The following is a 19,483-nucleotide window of genomic DNA, read 5'->3' on the forward strand; positions in this document are numbered from 1 at the left end:
CAGATGTCGCGAGCAGAACAGATCGTCATCGGTGAAGCACCTGCGGGCTGGCAGGACGTGGTCGCCGTGGCCCGACATGGCGCAAGACTGGTCCTGTCGGACGCCGCTTGGGCACGGATCGACAACGCTCAGGCCATCGTGCAGCGCATCGTCGTCAGCGGCGAGCGCGCCTATGGCGTGAACACCGGGCTCGGCGCGTTGTGCAATGTGTCACTGCAAGGCGAACAGCTCAGTCGCCTGTCGCGCAATACCCTGCTCAGCCATGCCTGCGGCGTCGGTACGCCACTGGCCGACGAGCAGACCCGCGCAATCATCTGCGCCGCGATTCTCAACTACAGCCAGGGCAAGTCCGGCATTCACCGGCAAGTGGTCGAAGCGCTACTGGCCCTGCTCAACCGCGGCATCACGCCGCAAGTACCGGCGCAGGGCTCGGTGGGTTATCTGACGCACATGGCGCACGTCGGTATCGCGTTACTGGGCATCGGTCAGGTCAGCTATCGCGGGCAGATCGTCCCGGCTGAGCAGGCCTTGAACGAAGAAGGTCTGGTTCCGGTCATCCTTGGTGCCAAGGACGGTTTGTGTCTGGTCAACGGCACACCGTGCATGACCGGCCTGAGCTGTCTGGCCATCGCTGATGCCGAGCGCCTGAGCCAATGGGCCGACGTGATCGGCGCGATGAGCTTCGAAGCCCTGCGCGGCCAGCTGGACGCATTCGATGCAAGCATTCTCGCCCTCAAGCCGCATCCGGGCATGCAGCAGGTGGGCAAGAACCTGCGCATGTTGTTGGCAGGCAGCGACGTGCTCGCCAGCAGTGAAGGCATTCGTACTCAGGATGCGCTGAGTATCCGTTCGATTCCCCAGGTGCATGGTGCCACCCGCGACCAGTTGGCTCACGCCACTCGCCAGGTCGAGATCGAGCTCAATTCAGTCACCGATAACCCGCTGCTGCTCGGCACGCCCGAGGCTTTCCGCGTGGTGTCTCAGGCCAATCCACACGGCCAGTCGGTGGCCATGGCGGCAGACCTGCTGTGCATGGCGATGGCAGAGCTGGGCTCGATCGCCGAACGACGCCTCGACCGCCTGATCAACCCGATGGTCAGCGGCCTGCCGGCGTTTCTGGTCACCCAGCCGGGCGTCAACTCGGGAATGATGATCGTCCAGTACGTCGCCGCTTCGCTGTGCGCGGAAAACCGCCAGATGGCGCAACCGGCCGTGGTCGACAACTACGTGACCTCCGGTCTGCAGGAGGATCACCTGAGCCTGGGCACCAGCGCCGCGCTCAAGCTGCACAAGGTGCTGGGCAATACCACGCAGATTCTGGCCATCGAGTATCTGCTCGCGGCCCAGGCGTTCGAATTTCTCAAGACACAGGGTTTTGGCGTGGGCACCGGTGCCGCGTGGCGACTGCTGCGCGAGCGCATTCCGGCCTACGACGAAGACCGCTGGCTGGCCCCGGACATCGCCAGCAGCGCGGCCCTGCTCAAAGACGAAACGTCGCTGGAAAGGGTTTTCCAGCACTGCCGTGACAACGCGGCAGGCCTATAAAAGCAGCGTACGGCCACACGCCGTCGCTGACACTTATCAAGGAGTAGCAGCATCGTGACCACCTTATCTGCCAAGACGCTGAACCTGATCCCCGGCCAACTGACCCTGGCGCAACTGCGCGGCATTTATCTGCAGCCGGTCAGCCTGACGCTGGACAGCAGCGCGAACCAGCAGATCGACGACAGCGTCGCCTGTGTCGAGCGCATTCTGGCCGAGAACCGCACCGCCTACGGCATCAACACCGGCTTCGGCCTGCTCGCTTCGACGCGGATTGCCAGCGAAGACCTGGAAAACCTGCAGCGTTCGCTGGTGCTGTCGCATGCGGCCGGTGTCGGTCAGCCGATCAGCGATGAGCTGGTGCGACTGATCATGGTGCTCAAGGTCAACAGCCTGAGCCGCGGCTTCTCGGGCATTCGGCGCGTGGTCATCGACGCCCTGATTGCGCTGATCAATGCCGAGGTCTACCCGCATATTCCGCTCAAGGGCTCGGTCGGTGCTTCCGGTGACCTGGCGCCGCTGGCGCACATGTCGCTGGTGCTGCTGGGCGAAGGTAAGGCGCGCTACAAGGGCGAATGGCTGAACGCTGTCGATGCACTTGCCGTTGCTGGCCTGAAACCGCTGACCCTCGCCGCCAAGGAAGGGCTGGCGCTGCTCAACGGCACGCAAGTGTCTAGCGCCTACGCATTGCGCGGCCTGTTCGAAGGCGAAGACCTGTTCGCTGCGGCTCTGACTTGCGGCTCTCTGACCGTTGAGGCGGTACTCGGTTCGCGCTCGCCCTTCGACGCGCGCATTCATGCCGCACGCGGGCAGCGCGGGCAGATCGACGCGGCGGCCTGCTACCGTGACCTGTTGGGCGAAAGCAGCGGCGTGTCCGAGTCGCACCGCAACTGCGACAAGGTTCAGGACCCCTACTCGTTGCGCTGCCAGCCACAGGTCATGGGCGCATGCCTGACCCAGCTGCGTCAGGCCGCCGAGGTGCTGGAAATCGAAGCCAACGCGGTGTCCGACAACCCGCTGGTGTTTGCCGCCGAGAACGACGTTATATCCGGTGGCAATTTTCACGCCGAGCCGGTCGCCATGGCGGCGGACAATCTCGCGCTGGCCATCGCCGAGATCGGCTCGCTCAGCGAACGACGCATTTCGCTGATGATGGACAAGCACATGTCGCAGTTGCCGCCCTTCCTGGTGGCCAACGGAGGCGTCAATTCCGGGTTCATGATCGCGCAGGTGACCGCCGCCGCACTGGCCAGTGAAAACAAGGCATTGGCCCATCCACACAGTGTCGACAGCCTGCCGACCTCGGCCAATCAGGAAGACCATGTGTCGATGGCCCCGGCCGCCGGCAAGCGTTTATGGGAAATGGCAGAAAACGTTCGCGGGATTCTTGCCGTAGAATGGTTGGCTGCCTGCCAGGGTCTGGACTTGCGTGAAGGTCTGAAAACCTCTCCGAAGCTGGAGCAAGCCCGCAGCCTGTTGCGCAGCAAGGTCCCGTTCTATGAAAAGGACCGCTTTTTTGCACCGGACATCGAAGCTGCCAGTCAGCTGCTGTCCTCCACTTGCCTGAACCCGCTGGTTCCTGCACGTCTGCTACCGAGTCTGTGATGCACCGCGAGCCTGGCAGGGCTCGCTTTGGTCATCGCTGCGGGAGGCCGGATGCAGGCGTTCTCGCGGCTTTTGCCATACCTGTAATGAAATGGACCTGAAATGACGTCACAAGATGGTTTGAAACGCGGGTTATCCGCCCGCCACATCCGCTTCATGGCCCTGGGCTCTGCCATCGGTACAGGGTTGTTCTACGGCTCGGCCTCGGCGATTCAACAGGCCGGGCCTGCCGTACTGCTGGCTTACCTGATCGGCGGCGCGGCGGTGTACATGGTGATGCGCGCGCTCGGCGAAATGGCGGTCCACGACCCGGTGTCCGGTTCGTTCAGCCATTACGCCACGCGCTACATGGGCCCGCTGGCCGGCTTCGTGCTCGGCTGGACCTACGCGTTCGAGATGATCATCGTCTGCCTCGCCGACGTGACCGCATTCGGCATCTACATGGGCTTCTGGTTTCCGGAAGTGCCGCGCTGGATCTGGGTGCTGGGCATCGTCTTTCTGATCGGCGCGCTCAACCTGTGCAACGTGAAAGTCTTCGGTGAAACCGAGTTCTGGCTGTCGATCCTCAAGGTCAGCGCCATCGTGGCGATGATCGTCGCAGGCTTCGGCATCATGATCTTCGGCATTGGCAGCTCGACCAGCGGCAGCGAAATCGGCATCAGCAACCTGTGGGCGCATGGCGGCTTCATGCCCAACGGTGTCACCGGCCTGATCGCCTCGTTCGCGGTGGTGATGTTTGCCTTCGGCGGCATCGAAATCATCGGCATTACCGCAGGCGAAGCGAAGGACCCGCGACGCAGCCTGCCGCAGGCGATCAATGCCGTGCCGCTGCGCATTCTGCTGTTCTACGTGCTGACACTGTTCGTGCTGATGTGCATCTACCCGTGGCCGCAGATCGGCACGCAGGGCAGCCCGTTCGTGCAGATTTTCGACAACCTGGGTATCGCCTCGGCGGCGACCATCCTCAACATCGTGGTGATCTCGGCGGCCGTCTCGGCGATCAACAGCGACATCTTCGGCGCAGGCCGCATGATGTATGGCCTGGCCCGTGAAGGTCAGGCGCCCGCCAGTTTTGCCCGTGTGTCGCGTCATGGCGTGCCGTGGATGACCGTGCTGGTCATGGGCATCGCGCTGCTGGGCGGCGTGCTGCTCAACTACCTGATCCCCAAGGACGTGTTCCTGCTGATCGCTTCGCTGGCCACCTTCGCCACCGTGTGGGTCTGGCTGATGATTCTGCTGACGCAGGTCGCCATGCGCCGCTCGATGAGCCGCGAGGAAGCGGCACAGCTGAAATTCGCCGTGCCGTTCTGGCCTTACGGGCCGGCGGCTGCCATCGCCTTCATGCTGTTCATCTTCGGCGTGCTGGGTTACTTCCCGGACAACCGTGCAGCCTTGATCGTCGGCGCAATCTGGATCGTGCTGCTGCTCATTGCCTACGCTGTGTGGGTCAAGCCCAAGGCGCTCAACAACACTCATTGATCAACGAGGCCTCGAATGAAAACGCTCTGGAAAAACTGTCACATCGCAAGCATGGCGCACGGTAAATACTCGATCATCGAGGATGCCGCCATCGTGACCTCCGGAGCGCTCATCGAGTGGATCGGGCCTCAGGCCGAGCTGGCCGAGCCGGAACATGACAACTGCATCGATCTGGACGGGGCATGGGTCACGCCCGGCCTGATCGATTGTCACACCCATACGGTGTTCGGCGGCAACCGCAGCGGCGAGTTCGAACAGCGTTTACAGGGTGTGAGCTACGCCGAGATCGCCGCAGCGGGCGGAGGTATTGCCAGCACGGTGCGTGCGACGCGCGCCGCCAGCGAGGATGAGCTGTACGCCAGTGCCGAGCGCCGTCTGCGGCATCTGCTGAAAGACGGCGTCACGACCGTCGAGATGAAGTCGGGCTACGGGCTGGACCTGGAAAACGAGCGCAAGATCCTGCGGGTGATCCGGCGTCTGGGCAACACCCAGCCCGTCACTGTGCGCGCCACCTGCCTGGCCGCCCATGCGCTGCCACCGGAATACGCCGACCGCGCCGACGATTACATCAACCACATCTGCAATGACATGCTCCCGGCGCTGGCAGCTGAAGGACTGGTCGATGCAGTGGATGCCTTCTGTGAATACCTGGCGTTTTCGCCCGCCCAGGTCGAGCAGGTGTTCATCACCGCAGGGCAGTTGGCACTGCCGGTCAAACTGCATGCCGAGCAGCTGTCGTCATTGGGCGGATCGAGCCTGGCCGCGCGCTACAAGGCGCTGTCGGCGGATCACCTGGAGTTCATGACCGAAGACGACGCCATCGCCATGGCCGCCGCCGGAACCGTCGCGGTGCTGCTGCCGGGGGCGTTTTACTTCCTGCGTGAAACACAACTGCCGCCGATGGACGCGCTGCGCAAGCACGGCGTGCCGATTGCGATTGCCACCGACCTCAACCCTGGCACCTCGCCGGGCCTGTCATTGCGCCTGATGCTGAACATGGCCTGCACGCTGTTTCGCATGACGCCCGAAGAAGCACTGGCGGGGGTGACGTTCAATGCCGCCAAAGCATTGGGCATGAGCGCGACCCACGGCTCGCTGGAGGTCGGCAAAGTCGCGGATTTCGTCGCCTGGGGCATCGAACGACCGGCTGATCTGGCCTACTGGCTGGGCGGCGATCTGGACAAACGCATCGTGCGCCACGGCGTCGAATCATCGATCTGAAGGAGAGCCCTGTGGATAACGTTCTGACATTCAAGCGTGGTCGCATTCCGCTGCTGATCAGCATGCCGCATGCCGGTCTGAAACTGACCCCGGTGGTCGAAGCCGCGCTGGTGGACGAAGCCTTGAGCCTGCCGGACACCGACTGGCACATTCCGCGTTTATATGACTTCGCCGCCGAATTGGGCGCCAGCACCCTGGCCGCCGAGTACTCGCGTTTTGTCATCGACCTGAACCGGCCCGCTGACGACAAGCCCATGTACGCAGGTGCGACCACCGGCCTGTTTCCGTCGATCCTGTTCGATGGTGTGCCACTGTTCAAGGACGGCCAGACGCCCAGCGCCGAGGAGCGGGCGCGCTATCTGCAGCAGATCTGGACACCGTATCACCAGACGCTGGAGCAGGAACTGCAGCGCATGCGTGACGAGTTCGGTTATGCGGCGCTGTTCGACGCCCACTCGATTCGCGGCCACATTCCGCACCTGTTCGACGGTCGCCTGCCGGACTTCAACCTGGGCACCTTCAATGGCGCGAGCTGCGACCCGGAGCTGGCCAGCCGGATGGAGCAGGTCTGCGCAGCGGACAAGGACTACAGCCATGTGCTGAACGGACGCTTCAAGGGCGGCCACATCACCCGCCACTACGGCAACCCGGCCAACAACATCCACGCCGTACAGCTGGAACTGGCACAAAGCACCTACATGGACGAATTCGTGCCCTTCCACTACCGCCCGGACCTGGCTGAACCGACCCGCGCCGTGCTCAAGTCACTGCTGGAAACCTTCATTGCCTGGGGGCAAGAGCGGTTCGGCTGACAACGTCGGACGCGGAGCGTGGGAGCGATGGCCAGTGTTCGGTGGCCACGATTATCGTTCCCGCGCTCCGCGTGGGAATGCCGTTCCGGACGCTCCGCGTCCGCCCTTCAAGGTTCCCGCCTGATCACTTCTTGAGCAAGCGCAAGCCGTTGAACACCACCAGCAAGCTCACGCCCATGTCGGCAAACACCGCCATCCACATGGTCGCCAGACCCGCGAAGGTGATGCCGATGAACAGCACCTTGGTCACAATGGCCAACACAATGTTCTGCTTGAGCACTGCCGAGGTTCGACGGGACAGCTTGATAAACGTCGGTATCTTGCGCAGATCATCGTCCATCAGGGCGACATCTGCCGTCTCGATAGCCGTATCGGTGCCTGCCGCAGCCATGGCGAAACCAATCTCCGCACGGGCCAGCGCAGGGGCATCATTGATGCCGTCACCGACCATGCCCACCCGATGGTTACCAGCGTATAGCGCCTCAATGGCACTGAGCTTGTCGGCAGGCAGCAGATTGCCCTGCGCTTCGTCGATGCCGACCTGATCGGCAATCGCCTTGGCCGTGTGCGGGTTATCACCGGTGAGCATGACCGTCTTGATGCCCAGCTCGTGCAACTGGGCGATGGCTTCACGGCTGGTCTCCTTCACCGTATCGGCGACAGCAAACAGCGCAATCGGGCCTGACGCATCGAGCAACAGCACCACGGTCTTGCCCTGCATTTCCAGCGCATCGAGCCTGGCTTCCAGCTCTGGCGAGCACAGGCCAAGTTCTTCCACCAGACGATGGTTGCCCAGGTGATACATCTGGCCGTTGATCTCGCCTTTCACACCGCGCCCACCCAACGCCTCGAACGCACTGACTTCATGCAGCGTCAGGCTGCCATCGGCGGCCTTGGCAATGGCCTGGGAAACCGGGTGATCTGAACGACCCGCAAGGCTCGCGGCGATGGCAGGCGCGCTGTCGGCGACTGCGGGGTTCAACGGCACATAGTCGGTCTGCACCGGCTTGCCGTGGGTCAGCGTGCCGGTCTTGTCGAGGGCCAGGTAATCAAGCTTCTCGCCCATTTCCAGATAAACGCCACCCTTGATCAAAATCCCCTTGCGCGCCGCCGCAGCCAGACCGCTGACGATGGTCACCGGCGTGGAAATCACTAGCGCACATGGGCAGGCCACTACCAGCAGCACCAGCGCCCGGTAGATCCAGTCATACCATTCGCCGCCAAAGAACAGCGGTGCGACCAACGCCAGCGCCAACGCGACGACGAATACCACCGGCGTGTAGATACGCGAGAAGCTGTCGACAAAGCGCTGAGTCGGCGCACGCGAACCCTGAGCCGCTTCCACCGCATGAATGATGCGCGCCAGCGTCGAGTTGTTTGCCGCCGCAGTAACACGGTATTCCAGTGAACCCGCCTGGTTGATGGTGCCCGCGAAAACCTTATCGCCGACGGTCTTCTCCACCGGCAGACTTTCACCGGTGATCGATGCCTGATCGATGGTAGAGCTACCAGACACCACTTCACCATCAAGGCCGACACGCTCGCCGGGCTTGATCCGGACGATAGCCTCCAGCTCGACGTTTTTGGCTTCGACTTCCTGCCAACTGCCATCCGCCTGCTTGACGGTGGCAAGCTCTGGCGTCAACTGCATCAGGCCACTTATCGCATTGCGCGCCCGATCCAGCGACTTGGCTTCGATCAACTCGGCAATGGTAAACAGGAACATTACCATCGCCGCTTCCGGCCACTGACCGATCAGAATCGCGCCGGTCACCGCGATGCTCATCAGCGCATTGATATTCAGGTTGAAGTTCTTGAGCGCGATCCAGCCCTTCTTGTAGGTGGTCAGGCCGCAACTGAAGATCGACACCAGTGCCAGCAGCGCCACAACCCAGGTCGGGCCGAGCGATGCAAAATGGACCACCTCTGCGCCAAGCGCCGCAACGCCGGACAACGCCAGCGGCCACCAGTGTTTCTTCACCACCGGCGCCGGTTCGGCAGACGCTGCACCTTCCTCGACCGGCTCGGCCTGCATGCCCAGCGAGCTGATGGCCTCACGAATCGGGTCGGTGGAAGGCAGATCGTGCCAGACGCCCAGCATGCGGTTAATCAGGTTGAATTCCAGCTTCTGCACACCGGCCAGCTTGCCCAGTTTGTTCTCGATCAACGTCTGCTCGGTGGGGCAATCCATCGCCTCGATACGGAAGCTGCTCAGACGACCGCCCGAAGCTGGTGCTTCACCAAAGGTCACTACGGCAGGCTGTGCCTCGCTGGAGCAGCACGAATGCGCATGCTCCACGGGTTTTTGCTCGTGCGCGTGCTCGCCGTGATCATGATCGTGGTCATGGTCATGGTCATGTCCGGGGGAATTCTTGATCGTCGTGCCCATTCGTTGTGGCTCCAGGATTCTGCTTGTTGCCAAGTGAACACCCTGTAGCCACTATAGGGTCAAGCACTCAAACGAGATGAGTCCAAATGAAAATCGGCGAACTGGCAAAACTGACCGACACCCAGGTCGAAACCATCCGTTATTACGAACGCGAAGGCCTGCTGCCCGCGCCCGCCCGCAGCGATGGCAACTACCGGCTGTACACCCAGGCACACACGGAGCGCCTGTCGTTCATCCGCAATTGCCGCAGCCTGGACATGACCCTTGGAGAAATCCGCAGCCTGCTCAACCTGCGCGACAGCCCGCAGGACCAGTGCGAAAACGTCAACGCCCTGATCGACGAACACATCGAACACGTCAACGCCCGCGTCGCAAGCCTGCAAGCACTCCAGGAACAACTGCTCGACCTGCGCCGCCGCTGCAGCGATGGCACGACAGAACATTGCGCGATACTGGAAAGGCTGGAAGTGACGGGCGCTGTGGCAGCGCCAGAGGGCGAGCCTTCACATGTGGGGAGGAGTCATGGGCATTGAGACGGGTTTGAGACCTCTGGTGCAAGCTGCGCAGCTTGCACCACCGCCACAAGCTCAGTGATCGCCTTGACGAGCTGATCCTTGGCAGCTTTCTCTTTCGCTGCCTCTTCACCCGCCCGCTCAGAATCTGCGCGCTTGAACGCTTCACGCACCTCATCGCTGAAGATGCTGATGGAGACAATATTTTCCTGCCGAAAACCAATAGGCCTGAGCGGTGTATCACTCGGATAATCGGTCGTGTACACGACTTTAAGGGTGTCTTTATCCCGATAGCCACTGACGGTGGGTATGAGCAGAATCTCCTGATTCACACCCGTCACTTCGGTGGGGGCTCCGACGTCCATGATGTAACCGACGTAGACCTTTCGATCCGCCATCGTGATCATCACTTCGTCCTTGTCGACAAATGCATCGAAAAGCGTCGAGCAGATAGGGCTGTGATCTACAGACTCGCCCAGCAGATAGGCCACAATTTCTTCTTTTTTTCTGGCACCCAGTTGCCACTTGAGAATCCTGACAGTAAGAAAAGCCCCTAGGTCTGGCATCACAAAGGTCAGTAAACCTGACAAGGCAAGGAATACGCCCACTTGGCTAAAATTCCTGCCAGTGATGTCGAAATCCTGCCCTACTTGACTTAAAGCGCCCATGAAATCGGTGTTCACGGCAAAACAGAGTGGGGAGGTCGCGCTCGCCGTTTGGAGCCATTCGGGACACAACACACCCCAGTCATGCGAGAGCAGTCCTGCAAGGACTGCGGTGGCAGACATGGCCGCTACAAAGCAGTAAATCCCATAACGGCCCACCTGCAGATAAAGCATCTGGCCCTCATAGCGATGCAACCTGCAGTAAATGGTGGGATCTTTCAGGCACACCAAAAAGCCGCTGACGAGTAGTGGCAGCAGAAGTAAAAAAGCCATTTATCAGGATTCGGCTTGCGGAGTGACCAGTTTTTTAGCCTTGTCGCGGGAGGAGCGAACCAAACCTTCGATTTCTTTGGCGTCCATGGACATGCGGCCGCCCCTCACCACAAGAGTGTCGATGTTCTTGATTGCCTGCATGAAGGCTTCATCTTCAGCCTTCTTCGTATCACTACGATGTCCAATCCGATTGAAAAACATAGTCGATTCCATTGAACAGGGTCAGGGGAGTTACGCCAAAACTATAGCACAACGCTCAATTCGCTCTTACGGACTCAAACAGCCATCGGCGCCGTCATTGCCGGGTGATGCTGATAGCCTTCCAGTGAGAAGTCCGAAGGCTCGATCAGCTCTAGCCATTCAGGCTGGTACACACCGGTCTTGGCGAATTCCGGCACGCGGTCGGAGATCACCAGTTTGGGCATCGGGTACGGCTCGCGGGTCATCTGTTCGTTGAGCATGTCCAGGTGGTTTTCGTACACGTGGGCATCGCCGATGAAGTAGGTGAACCAGCGCGGCGTGTAGCCGGTCAGACGGCCGATGAGGCTTAGCAGCGCGGCGCCTTCGGTCAGGTTGAACGGCGTACCGAGGCCCAGATCGTTGGAGCGGATGTACAGCGTCAGCGAGATTTCGCGGGTCTGCGGGTTCGGGTGCAGCTGGTACAGCAGGTGGCACGGCGGCAGGGCCATTTCATCGAGCTGTGCGCAGTTCCAGCCGTGGAACAGGATCCGCCGGCTGCCCGGGTCGTTGATGATGGTGTCGACGCACTGGCGAATCTGGTCGATGGCCTTGTACAGGACCACGAAAGACTGGCCGTCTTCTTCGGACTCGGCAATCTGACGATACCCCTGGCCCAGCGCCAGTTCGATGGCCGCGACATTGCCGGCATCGATACGCTTGTAGGCAGGCCACTTGCGCCATTGCACGCCGTAGATTTCGCCCAGATCGTCCTCGCCCTTGCGGAACGGGTTGTTCAGCCACTGAGCGTTTTCGTTGGCGTTCTGATCCCAGACCTTGCAGCCCAGTTCGCGGAATTCGGCGGCGTTGTTTACGCCACGCAGAAAGCCGACCATCTCGCCGATGGCCGATTTGAAGGCCATGCGCCGTGTGGTGATCGCCGGAAAACCTTCCTGCAAGTCATAACGCAGCATCGCCCCCGGAAAGCTGATGGTGTTCACGCCGGTACGGTTGGCTTGCAAGGTCCCGTGCTTGATCACATGAGCGACCAGTTCCAGATATTGCTTCATAAATCACCTGCATTGTTGAACGCGCCGGGCGTTGTCTCACCCGGCGTTTCGGTATTAGGCCGCTGCTTTGCTGGCGGACGGGTCGCGCTTGTAGGCCAGCCAGATCAGCAACAGGCCCGCGATGATCATCGGCAGGCTGAGGATCTGACCCATGGTCACCCAGCCCCACGCCAGGTAACCCAACTGGGCGTCAGGGACGCGGACAAACTCGACCACAAAGCGGAAGATCCCGTAGAACAGCGCAAACATGCCGGAAACGGCCATGGTCGGACGCGGCTTGCGGGCGTACAGATTGAGGATGATGAACAGCGCAACGCCTTCCAGCGCGAACTGATACAGCTGCGAGGGATGGCGCGCCAGTTGCGCAGGGTCGCTGAACGGCGGGAAGACCATGGCCCAGGGCACATCGGTCGGTTTGCCCCACAGCTCGGCGTTGATGAAGTTGCCGATACGCCCGGCACCCAGGCCGATCGGCACCAGCGGGGCAACGAAGTCCATCAGCTGGAAGAAGCTTTTGCCGTTGCGCTTGCCAAACCACCAGGCCGCGATCATCACGCCGACAAAGCCGCCGTGGAACGCCATGCCGCCCTTCCAGACCTCGAAGATCAGCAGCGGATTGGCGATGTAGGCCGACAGGTCATAGAACAGCACGTAGCCCAGCCGCCCACCGACAATCACGCCCATGGCCAGCCAGAAAATCAGATCGGAAAGTTTTTCCTTGGTCCAGGTCGGGTCGAACTTGTTCAGGCGACGCGACGCAAGCAGCCAGGCGCCGCCGATACCGACCAGGTACATCAAACCGTACCAGTGAATTTGCAGCGGGCCGATAGCGACGGCTACCGGGTCAATCTGCGGGTAAGGCAGCATTGCGACTCCTCAATTGGAACGCCCTTGCGAGCGACTGAATCAGGCGCGCATGTTACCGGAGCCCGGCAGGATGCTCTAGCGGCGACCGATGGAAGCCGCTTGAACGAAGTGAAAAAAGATGCGCCTGGTGTGCCTAGTCATATGGTTATCGCTTCCACGCGCAGCGTTATGTACAGGTCTTGGAGAGCACTGAATACGTGCCTTTCAGGCTTCTGCCCGCAGGACGTAGGAGCGCACCGGGCGACGCCTGGCTTATTCGCGAAGACGGTGTTTCAGACGGTACGTTTTCGGCGATCATGCCGGCCTCTTCGCGAACAAGTTCGCTCCTACAGGGGCAATGTGTACTCCCTGTGGGAATGAGAGGGCGTTGGAGCGCACCGGGCGACGCTTCGCTTGTTCGCGAAGACGGTGTCTTCAGACGATACGTTTTCGGCGATCATGCCGACCTCTTCGCGAACAAGTTCGCTCCTACAGGGGCGATGTGCACTCCCTGTGGGAGTGAGCTCACGAAAGCATTAGTAGCGCTTAGTGCCCTTTGACCGAGCTCGGGTTGATCATCCGCGACAGGCCGAGGTTTTTCAGTGCCAGTTGCAGGGAGCTGCTGATGACCTGCGGGTTGTCGTTGGTCATCAGTTGCGCCAGCAGTTCCTTGGCCTTGCTGAGGTTGATCTGGCGCAGCATCCATTTCACTTTCGGCAGGTTGGTGGCGTTCATCGACAGGCTGTCGAAACCCATCGCCATCAACAGTACCGCTGCTGCCGGGTCACCCGCCATTTCGCCGCAGATGCTCACCGGCTTGCCTTCGGCGTGGGCATCACGCACCACGCTTTGCAGCGCCTGAAGCACCGCCGGGTGCAGGTAGTCATAGAGATCGGCCACACGCGGGTTGTTGCGGTCGACCGCGAGCAGGTATTGGGTCAGGTCGTTCGAACCCACCGAGAGGAAGTCTACCTGCCGCGCCAGGTCGCGAGTCTGATAGACCGCAGCCGGCACTTCGATCATCACGCCCACCGGCGGCATCGGCACGTCGGTGCCTTCGTCGCGCACCTCGCCCCAGGCGCGGTGGATCAGGTGCAGCGCTTCTTCCACTTCGTGGGTGCTGGAAATCATCGGCAACAGAATGCGCAGGTTGTTCAGGCCCTCGCTGGCCTTGAGCATCGCGCGGGTCTGGACCAGGAAGATTTCCGGGTGGTCGAGGGTGACGCGAATACCGCGCCAGCCGAGAAACGGGTTGTCTTCCTTGATCGGGAAGTAGGACAGCGACTTGTCGCCACCGATGTCCAGGCTGCGCATGGTCACCGGCAGTGGATGGAAGGCGGCCAGTTGCTCGCGGTAGATCGCCAGCTGTTCCTTTTCACTCGGGAAGCGCTGGTTGATCATGAACGGCACTTCGGTGCGGTACAGGCCCACCCCTTCGGCGCCTCGCTGTTGCGCACGCGCCACGTCGGCCAGCAGACCGGTGTTGACCCACAGCGGCATGCGATGCCCGTCGAGGGTCACGCAAGGCAGTTCGCGCAGTGCGTCCAGGCCCTGGGAGAGCTGACGCTCCTCCTCCACCACCTTGCCGAACTGCTTGCGCATGATTTCGCTGGGGTTGGTGAAGACTTCGCCGTGATAGCCGTCGACCACCAGATCGATGCCATCGACCTTGGAGTAAGGGAAGTCCACCAGGCCCATGACCGTGGGAATGCCCATGGCCCGTGCCAGAATCGCGACGTGGGAGTTGCCGGAACCCTGAACCGACACCAGGCCGACCAGTTTGCCTTCTGGCACCTCGCCGAGCATCGCCGGGGTCAGCTCTTCACTCACCAGAATCGTGTTGTCGGGATAGACCAGCGCCTGTTGCCGCGCTTCCTGGAGATAGGCCAGCAGGCGGCGGCCCAGGTCCTTGACGTCCGACGCCCGCTCGCGCAGGTAGGCATCGTCCATCAGCTCGAAACGTTTGACGTGCTCACTGACCACCGAGCGCAAGGCACCCTGCGCCCATTGGCCGGTCTTGATCACGTCGGTCACTTCGCTGCCCAGCGAGGCGTCGTCGAGCATCATCAGGTAGACATCGAACAGCGCCCGCTCTTCGGGACGCAACTGAGTGGCCAGCTTGGCTGACAGGGTGCGCATGTCACCGCGTACGCCTTCCAGCGCGTTCTGGAACAACGCCAGTTCGGCGGCGATGTCAGTGACGGTCTTGTCGGGGACCACTTCCAGATCGGCTGGCGGCAGCATGACCACGGCGACACCGACCGCAGCACCCGGCGAACCGGCGACACCGACGAACTTGGCTTCCTGAATGCCCTTGCCCTGACGACCCAGACCGCGGATCGAGCCGGTCGCTTCGGCATGCGCGATAACGCCCGCCAGTTGCGCGCTCATGGTGACCAGGAAGGCTTCTTCGCCCTCGTCGAACTGCCGGCGCTCCTTTTGCTGGATGACCAATACGCCGACCACACGCCGGTGGTGAATGATCGGCGCGCCCAGGAACGAGGCGTAGCGTTCTTCACCGGTTTCGGCGAAATAGCGATAACGAGGGTGATCTGCGGCGTTTTCGAGATTCAGCGGTTCTTCGCGCGTACCGACCAGACCGACCAGGCCTTCATTCGGTGCCATGCTGACTTTGCCGATGGAGCGCTTGTTGAGGCCTTCGGAAGCCATCAGGACAAAGCGGTTGACCTCGGCATCGAGCAGGTAGACCGAGCAGACCTGGCTGCCCATGGCCTCCTTGACGCGCAACACAATAATGCCCAACGCCGCCTTGAGATCCTTGGCGGAGTTAACTTCCTGGACGATCTTGCGCAGCGTATTGAGCATGGCTCGGGGTCGAACTCCGTGTCAGTCGCGCGATAAGAGGCGCGGGGCAAGCTCTTTGAGTGCGCGTCGATACACCTCGCGCTTGAATGTCACCACCTGGCCTAACGGATACCAATAACTGACCCAGCGCCAGCCATCGAACTCCGGTTTACCGGTCAAATCCATCCGCACCCGCTGCTCGTTGGAGATCAGGCGCAGGAGAAACCATTTTTGCTTCTGGCCGATACACAGCGGCTGGCTGTGGGTACGGACCAGTCTTTGCGGCAGACGATAGCGCAACCAGCCCCGAGTGCAGGCAAGTATTTGCACATCATGTCGTTCCAGACCGACTTCTTCATTCAATTCACGATAAAGCGCGTCTTCCGGCGTCTCCTGCGGGTTGATACCCCCTTGAGGAAACTGCCAGGCATCCTGGTTAATACGCCGAGCCCATAGGACCTGACCAGCATCGTTTGTCAGAATAATCCCGACATTAGGACGGAAACCATCGGGGTCGATCACGGCAACAACCTCGCAAACGCATGTCGCCGCATTGTTCCACAAAGGCGATCAAACCAGCAACGAGGCTTATCACCTTATGTGAAGACTTGTGAAAACCTCGTATTCTGGGGCTCTTTTTTCAACTATTTCAGCGAGTAACCCTATGCGCCTGGCTTTATTCGACCTCGACAACACCCTTCTGGGCGGCGACAGCGATCACGCCTGGGGCGATTACCTGTGCCGGCGCGGGATCCTTGATGCCGCGACCTACAAAACCCGCAACGACGAGTTCTATCAGGATTACCTGGCCGGCACGCTGAACATGACCGACTACCTGAATTTTACCCTGGAGATTCTGGGCAACACTGACATGGCGCAGCTCGAGCAGTGGCATCGCGAGTTCATGCGCGACTGCATCGAACCGATGATGCTGCCCAAGGCGCTGGAATTGATCGCCAAACACCGCGAGGCCGGCGACAAGCTGGTGGTGATTACCGCCACCAACCGCTTTGTGACGGCACCTATCGTGGCGCGACTGGGGATCGATACCCTGCTGGCGACCGAATGCGAGATGGCTGACGGCCGCTATACCGGCCGCACCACAGGTGTGCCCTGCTTCCGTGAAGGCAAGGTGACACGCCTCAATCAGTGGCTGCAAGACAACGCGTTCAGCCTTGAGGACAGCTATTTCTACAGTGATTCGATGAACGACCTGCCTCTGCTGGAGCAGGTGGCCAACCCGGTTGCGGTCGATCCGGACGATAAATTGCGTGCCGAAGCCGAGCGACGCGGCTGGCCGGTAATTACCCTGCGTCACTGAGTGCTGGCAATACTCAGGCCGGTTTGAAGCCCGTCAGACCGGCCATCGCCACGAAGCACACGAGGCTGATCACCGTCAGCGCCAGGGTAAAGCCGCGCTTGCCGCCTTGGGCACCGAGACGCAACCGGTTGAGCCTGGCCACCAGCCAGACCCAACTGCACAGCCCCAGGGTGTAAAGCACGCTGCTGCCCAGCACCCAGGTCTGGCCCAGTGACAGGCCTTTCAAATGCACCAGCCACCAGCCACTGAACGGCAGCGTCGCCAGGCACACGGCCATCAACACCCAGAAAAACAGCAGTGGCCGCTTGAGCAGGCGATTCTGCACGGTCGTGTCGCCTTCAAGACGCACCTTGATCACCCCGCTGGCCAACACCAGCGCGCTGATCAGCAACAACGCGATGGCGACGATGTGCAAGGTATTAAGGGTGGTGATGGGTTCCATGACGCGGTGTTCCTCTGGAATCGGGCTTGGGTGAGTTTAGCAGTGTGGACACTAGAATCGCGCCTTAAGCGCCATCGCGCCCGTGCTCCGGTGGTTACACCGGTCTGGACGCTCCGCGTCCTCTTGCGACGCAGAGCGTCGTGAACTGCATTCCCACGCTGGAGCGTGAGGAACGATAGTCGTCAGTCAGATCACCATCGTGCCCATGCTCCGCGTGGGTATACCGGTCTGGACGCTCTGCGTCCTCTTGCGACGCAGAGCGTCGTGAACTGCATTCCCACGCTGGAGCGTGAGGAACGATAGTCGTCAGTCAGATCACCATCGTGCCCATGCTCCGCGTGGGTACACCGGTCTGGACGCTCCGCGTCCTCTTGCGACGCAGAGCGTCGTGAACTGCATTCCCACGCTGGAGCGTGAGGAACGATAGTCGTCAGTCAGATCACCATCGTGCCATGCTCTGCGTGGGTATGCCGGTCTGGAGGCTCCGCGTCCTCTTGCGACGCGGAGCGTCGTGAACTGCATTCCCACGCTGGAGCGTGAGGAACGATAGTCGTCAGTCAGATCACCATCGTGCCCATGCTCCGCGTGGGCATGCCGTTCTGGACGCTCTGCGTCCTCTTGTGACGGAGCGTGAGGAACGAGAAGTATCCTCGGCCTCAGCCCAGAAACAACCGGTACGCCGGGTTCTCGCTTTCATCCCAGTACCGGTAACCAATCTCGTCCAGCGCAGCACCGACCAGGTGCCGCTCTTCCTCCGGCACTACCAGCCCGGCAACCACTCGGCCATCGGCTGCGCCGTGGTTGCGGTAGTGGAACATCGAGATGGTCCAGCGCCCGCCCAGGCGGTTGAGGAAGTTGAACAGCGCGCCCGGTCGCTCCGGGAACTCGAAGCGCAGCACCACTTCATCGTCGACACGCTCGGCATGCCCGCCGACCATGTGGCGGATGTGCAGTTTGGCCAGTTCGTTGTCGGTCAGGTCCAGCACCGGGAAACCCTGTCCGGTCAGGCTGGCGATCAGGGCGCTGCGCGGATCGTTCTCGGGATGGGTCTGCACGCCGACGAAGATGTGCGCCTCGCGATCGGTGTGGTAGCGGTAGTTGAATTCGGTGATCTGCCGCTTGCCGATGGCCTCGCAGAACGCCTTGAAGCTGCCCGGTTGCTCGGGGATGGTCACGGCAATGATCGCCTCGCGGCCTTCGCCCAGTTCGGCGCGCTCGGCCACGTGCCGCAAGCGATCGAAGTTGACGTTGGCCCCTGAATCAATCGCCACCAGCGTCTGGCCGCTGACGCCGCGCTGCTCGACATACTTCTTGATCCCGGCCACGCCCAGCGCGCCGGAGGGCTCGGTGATCGAACGAGTGTCGTCATAGATGTCCTTGATCGCCGCACAGATCTCATCCGTGCTGACGGTGATCACTTCATCGACATAATGGCGGCACACTTCAAAGGTGTGATGGCCGATCTGCGCGACCGCCACGCCATCGGCAAACAGCCCGACCTGGCTCAACACCACGCGCTCCCCGGCAGCCATCGCCGCCTGCAGGCAGTTGGAATCGTCAGGCTCGACGCCGATCACCTTGATCTCCGGGCGCAGGTATTTCACGTAAGCCGCGATACCGGCAATCAGACCGCCACCCCCGACCGGAACAAAGATCGCATCCAGCTGACCCGGTTGCTGACGAAGGATCTCCATCGCCACAGTGCCTTGCCCGGCGATGGTGTCAGGGTCGTCATACGGATGGATGTAGACGAAACCTTGTTCGTCGACCAGCTTCAGCGAGTAGGCCAGCGCTTCCGGGAACGAATCGCCGTGCAGCACCACGGTGGCCCCCCGCGAGCGCACGCCTTCGACCTTGATCTCCGGCGTGGTGCGCGGCATGACGATGGTCGCCTTGATCCCCAGCTCACGCGCTGCCAGCGCCAGGCCCTGGGCATGATTGCCCGCCGAGGCCGTCACCACGCCACGTGCAGTCTGCTCTGCGGGCAATTGTGCGAGCTTGTTGTACGCACCGCGAATCTTGAACGAGAACACCGGCTGCAGATCTTCGCGCTTGAGCAGCACCTGATTGCCCAGCCGTTCGGACAGCTGGCGAGCGCTTTGCAGCGGCGTTTCGATGGCAACGTCGTAGACGCGCGAGGTGAGGATTTTCTTGACGTACTGTTCAAGCATCGGGGTGGCATCACTGACGAAGCGGGCAAGGTCGGGAAGTCTACTCTGCGTACCGAAAGACGACCATACGAATGACAGGGCTTTGCGGCGCAGTCGCCGCTATAATGCGGGCCTTTTTGCATTCCCCCTCTTCTACCTACATCAGGCACCGTG

General features: G+C 61.2%; 16 protein-coding genes. 7 read left to right on the plus strand and 9 right to left on the minus strand.

Annotated features, from left to right (window positions below):
- Positions 1-3: 3 nt before the first annotated feature.
- The 5 genes from KBY08_RS23560 (at position 4) to hutG (ending at position 6,659) form a co-directional block, all read left to right on the plus strand.
- Positions 4-1,545, plus strand: coding sequence for an HAL/PAL/TAL family ammonia-lyase (locus tag KBY08_RS23560; RefSeq protein ID WP_003405248.1), 1,542 nt, complete (start codon positions 4-6; stop codon positions 1,543-1,545).
- A gap of 54 nt (positions 1,546-1,599) precedes the next feature.
- Positions 1,600-3,147 (plus strand): histidine ammonia-lyase, encoded by a 1,548-nt coding sequence (hutH, locus tag KBY08_RS23565; RefSeq protein ID WP_003405250.1) that lies wholly within the window; start codon positions 1,600-1,602, stop codon positions 3,145-3,147.
- Between the two features lie 102 nt (positions 3,148-3,249).
- A complete protein-coding gene (locus tag KBY08_RS23570; protein ID WP_060409226.1) occupies positions 3,250-4,626 on the plus strand; it encodes an amino acid permease in 1,377 nt (458 codons plus the stop codon).
- A gap of 15 nt (positions 4,627-4,641) precedes the next feature.
- Positions 4,642-5,847 (plus strand): imidazolonepropionase, encoded by a 1,206-nt coding sequence (gene hutI, locus KBY08_RS23575; RefSeq protein WP_003405256.1) that lies wholly within the window; start codon positions 4,642-4,644, stop codon positions 5,845-5,847.
- 11 nt (positions 5,848-5,858) lie between these two features.
- Positions 5,859-6,659, plus strand: coding sequence for an N-formylglutamate deformylase (gene hutG, locus KBY08_RS23580; protein WP_225651278.1), 801 nt, complete (start codon positions 5,859-5,861; stop codon positions 6,657-6,659).
- A gap of 124 nt (positions 6,660-6,783) precedes the next feature.
- On the opposite strand, the gene KBY08_RS23585 is transcribed toward hutG, so the two are convergent.
- Positions 6,784-9,048, minus strand: coding sequence for a heavy metal translocating P-type ATPase (locus tag KBY08_RS23585; RefSeq protein WP_024641955.1), 2,265 nt, complete (start codon positions 9,046-9,048; stop codon positions 6,784-6,786).
- A gap of 86 nt (positions 9,049-9,134) precedes the next feature.
- Between KBY08_RS23585 and cadR the strand changes: the two genes are divergently transcribed.
- Entirely contained in the window at positions 9,135-9,581 is a 447-nt protein-coding gene (cadR, locus tag KBY08_RS23590) for a Cd(II)/Pb(II)-responsive transcriptional regulator (RefSeq protein ID WP_003405262.1), read from the plus strand.
- On the opposite strand, the gene KBY08_RS23595 is transcribed toward cadR, so the two are convergent.
- The 6 genes from KBY08_RS23595 to KBY08_RS23620 all read right to left on the minus strand — a co-directional run bounded on the left by KBY08_RS23595 (position 9,569) and on the right by KBY08_RS23620 (position 15,918).
- Positions 9,569-10,498, minus strand: coding sequence for a hypothetical protein (locus KBY08_RS23595; protein WP_111522660.1), 930 nt, complete (start codon positions 10,496-10,498; stop codon positions 9,569-9,571). The genes cadR and KBY08_RS23595 overlap by 13 nt on opposite strands.
- Before the next feature lie 3 nt (positions 10,499-10,501).
- On the minus strand, positions 10,502-10,699 hold the full coding sequence (locus tag KBY08_RS23600) for a hypothetical protein (protein WP_010434507.1): 198 nt from the start codon (positions 10,697-10,699) through the stop codon (positions 10,502-10,504).
- A 74-nt stretch (positions 10,700-10,773) separates the two neighbouring features.
- Positions 10,774-11,745 carry a thymidylate synthase gene (locus KBY08_RS23605; RefSeq protein ID WP_003405274.1) on the minus strand — a complete coding sequence of 324 codons (972 nt, stop codon included), beginning with the start codon at positions 11,743-11,745 and terminating at the stop codon, positions 10,774-10,776.
- A gap of 54 nt (positions 11,746-11,799) precedes the next feature.
- A complete protein-coding gene (lgt, locus tag KBY08_RS23610; protein WP_003405275.1) occupies positions 11,800-12,612 on the minus strand; it encodes a prolipoprotein diacylglyceryl transferase in 813 nt (270 codons plus the stop codon).
- A 525-nt stretch (positions 12,613-13,137) separates the two neighbouring features.
- A complete protein-coding gene (gene ptsP / locus KBY08_RS23615; protein ID WP_003420161.1) occupies positions 13,138-15,417 on the minus strand; it encodes a phosphoenolpyruvate--protein phosphotransferase in 2,280 nt (759 codons plus the stop codon).
- A gap of 21 nt (positions 15,418-15,438) precedes the next feature.
- Positions 15,439-15,918 carry an RNA pyrophosphohydrolase gene (locus tag KBY08_RS23620; protein ID WP_002555745.1) on the minus strand — a complete coding sequence of 160 codons (480 nt, stop codon included), beginning with the start codon at positions 15,916-15,918 and terminating at the stop codon, positions 15,439-15,441.
- Between the two features lie 142 nt (positions 15,919-16,060).
- On the opposite strand from KBY08_RS23620, the gene KBY08_RS23625 reads away from it, so the two are divergent.
- A complete protein-coding gene (locus tag KBY08_RS23625; RefSeq protein ID WP_011269258.1) occupies positions 16,061-16,717 on the plus strand; it encodes an HAD family hydrolase in 657 nt (218 codons plus the stop codon).
- Between the two features lie 13 nt (positions 16,718-16,730).
- Here KBY08_RS23625 and KBY08_RS23630 read toward each other — a convergent pair whose 3' ends face one another.
- On the minus strand, positions 16,731-17,159 hold the full coding sequence (locus tag KBY08_RS23630) for a DUF2269 family protein (protein WP_011269259.1): 429 nt from the start codon (positions 17,157-17,159) through the stop codon (positions 16,731-16,733).
- 656 nt (positions 17,160-17,815) lie between these two features.
- Complete coding sequence (ilvA, locus tag KBY08_RS23635; RefSeq protein WP_263870114.1) at positions 17,816-19,330, minus strand: threonine ammonia-lyase, biosynthetic; 1,515 nt, start codon at positions 19,328-19,330, stop codon at positions 17,816-17,818.
- Positions 19,331-19,483 lie beyond the last annotated feature (153 nt).

This window comes from Pseudomonas sp. P135 (genome assembly GCF_020312125.1).
GTDB classification, from domain to species: Bacteria; Pseudomonadota; Gammaproteobacteria; order Pseudomonadales; family Pseudomonadaceae; genus Aquipseudomonas; species Aquipseudomonas fragariae.

Coding starts and splice junctions, on each gene's coding strand:
- ilvA (WP_263870114.1), bottom strand. CDS start 19,330: ATGCTTGAACAGTACGTCAAGAAAATCCTCACCTCGCGCGTCTACGAC.
- ptsP (WP_003420161.1), bottom strand. CDS start 15,417: ATGCTCAATACGCTGCGCAAGATCGTCCAGGAAGTTAACTCCGCCAAG.
- KBY08_RS23595 (WP_111522660.1), bottom strand. CDS start 10,498: ATGGCTTTTTTACTTCTGCTGCCACTACTCGTCAGCGGCTTTTTGGTG.
- KBY08_RS23605 (WP_003405274.1), bottom strand. CDS start 11,745: ATGAAGCAATATCTGGAACTGGTCGCTCATGTGATCAAGCACGGGACC.
- KBY08_RS23630 (WP_011269259.1), bottom strand. CDS start 17,159: ATGGAACCCATCACCACCCTTAATACCTTGCACATCGTCGCCATCGCG.
- KBY08_RS23625 (WP_011269258.1), top strand. CDS start 16,061: ATGCGCCTGGCTTTATTCGACCTCGACAACACCCTTCTGGGCGGCGAC.
- KBY08_RS23570 (WP_060409226.1), top strand. CDS start 3,250: ATGACGTCACAAGATGGTTTGAAACGCGGGTTATCCGCCCGCCACATC.
- lgt (WP_003405275.1), bottom strand. CDS start 12,612: ATGCTGCCTTACCCGCAGATTGACCCGGTAGCCGTCGCTATCGGCCCG.
- KBY08_RS23585 (WP_024641955.1), bottom strand. CDS start 9,048: ATGGGCACGACGATCAAGAATTCCCCCGGACATGACCATGACCATGAC.
- KBY08_RS23600 (WP_010434507.1), bottom strand. CDS start 10,699: ATGTTTTTCAATCGGATTGGACATCGTAGTGATACGAAGAAGGCTGAA.
- cadR (WP_003405262.1), top strand. CDS start 9,135: ATGAAAATCGGCGAACTGGCAAAACTGACCGACACCCAGGTCGAAACC.
- KBY08_RS23560 (WP_003405248.1), top strand. CDS start 4: ATGTCGCGAGCAGAACAGATCGTCATCGGTGAAGCACCTGCGGGCTGG.
- hutI (WP_003405256.1), top strand. CDS start 4,642: ATGAAAACGCTCTGGAAAAACTGTCACATCGCAAGCATGGCGCACGGT.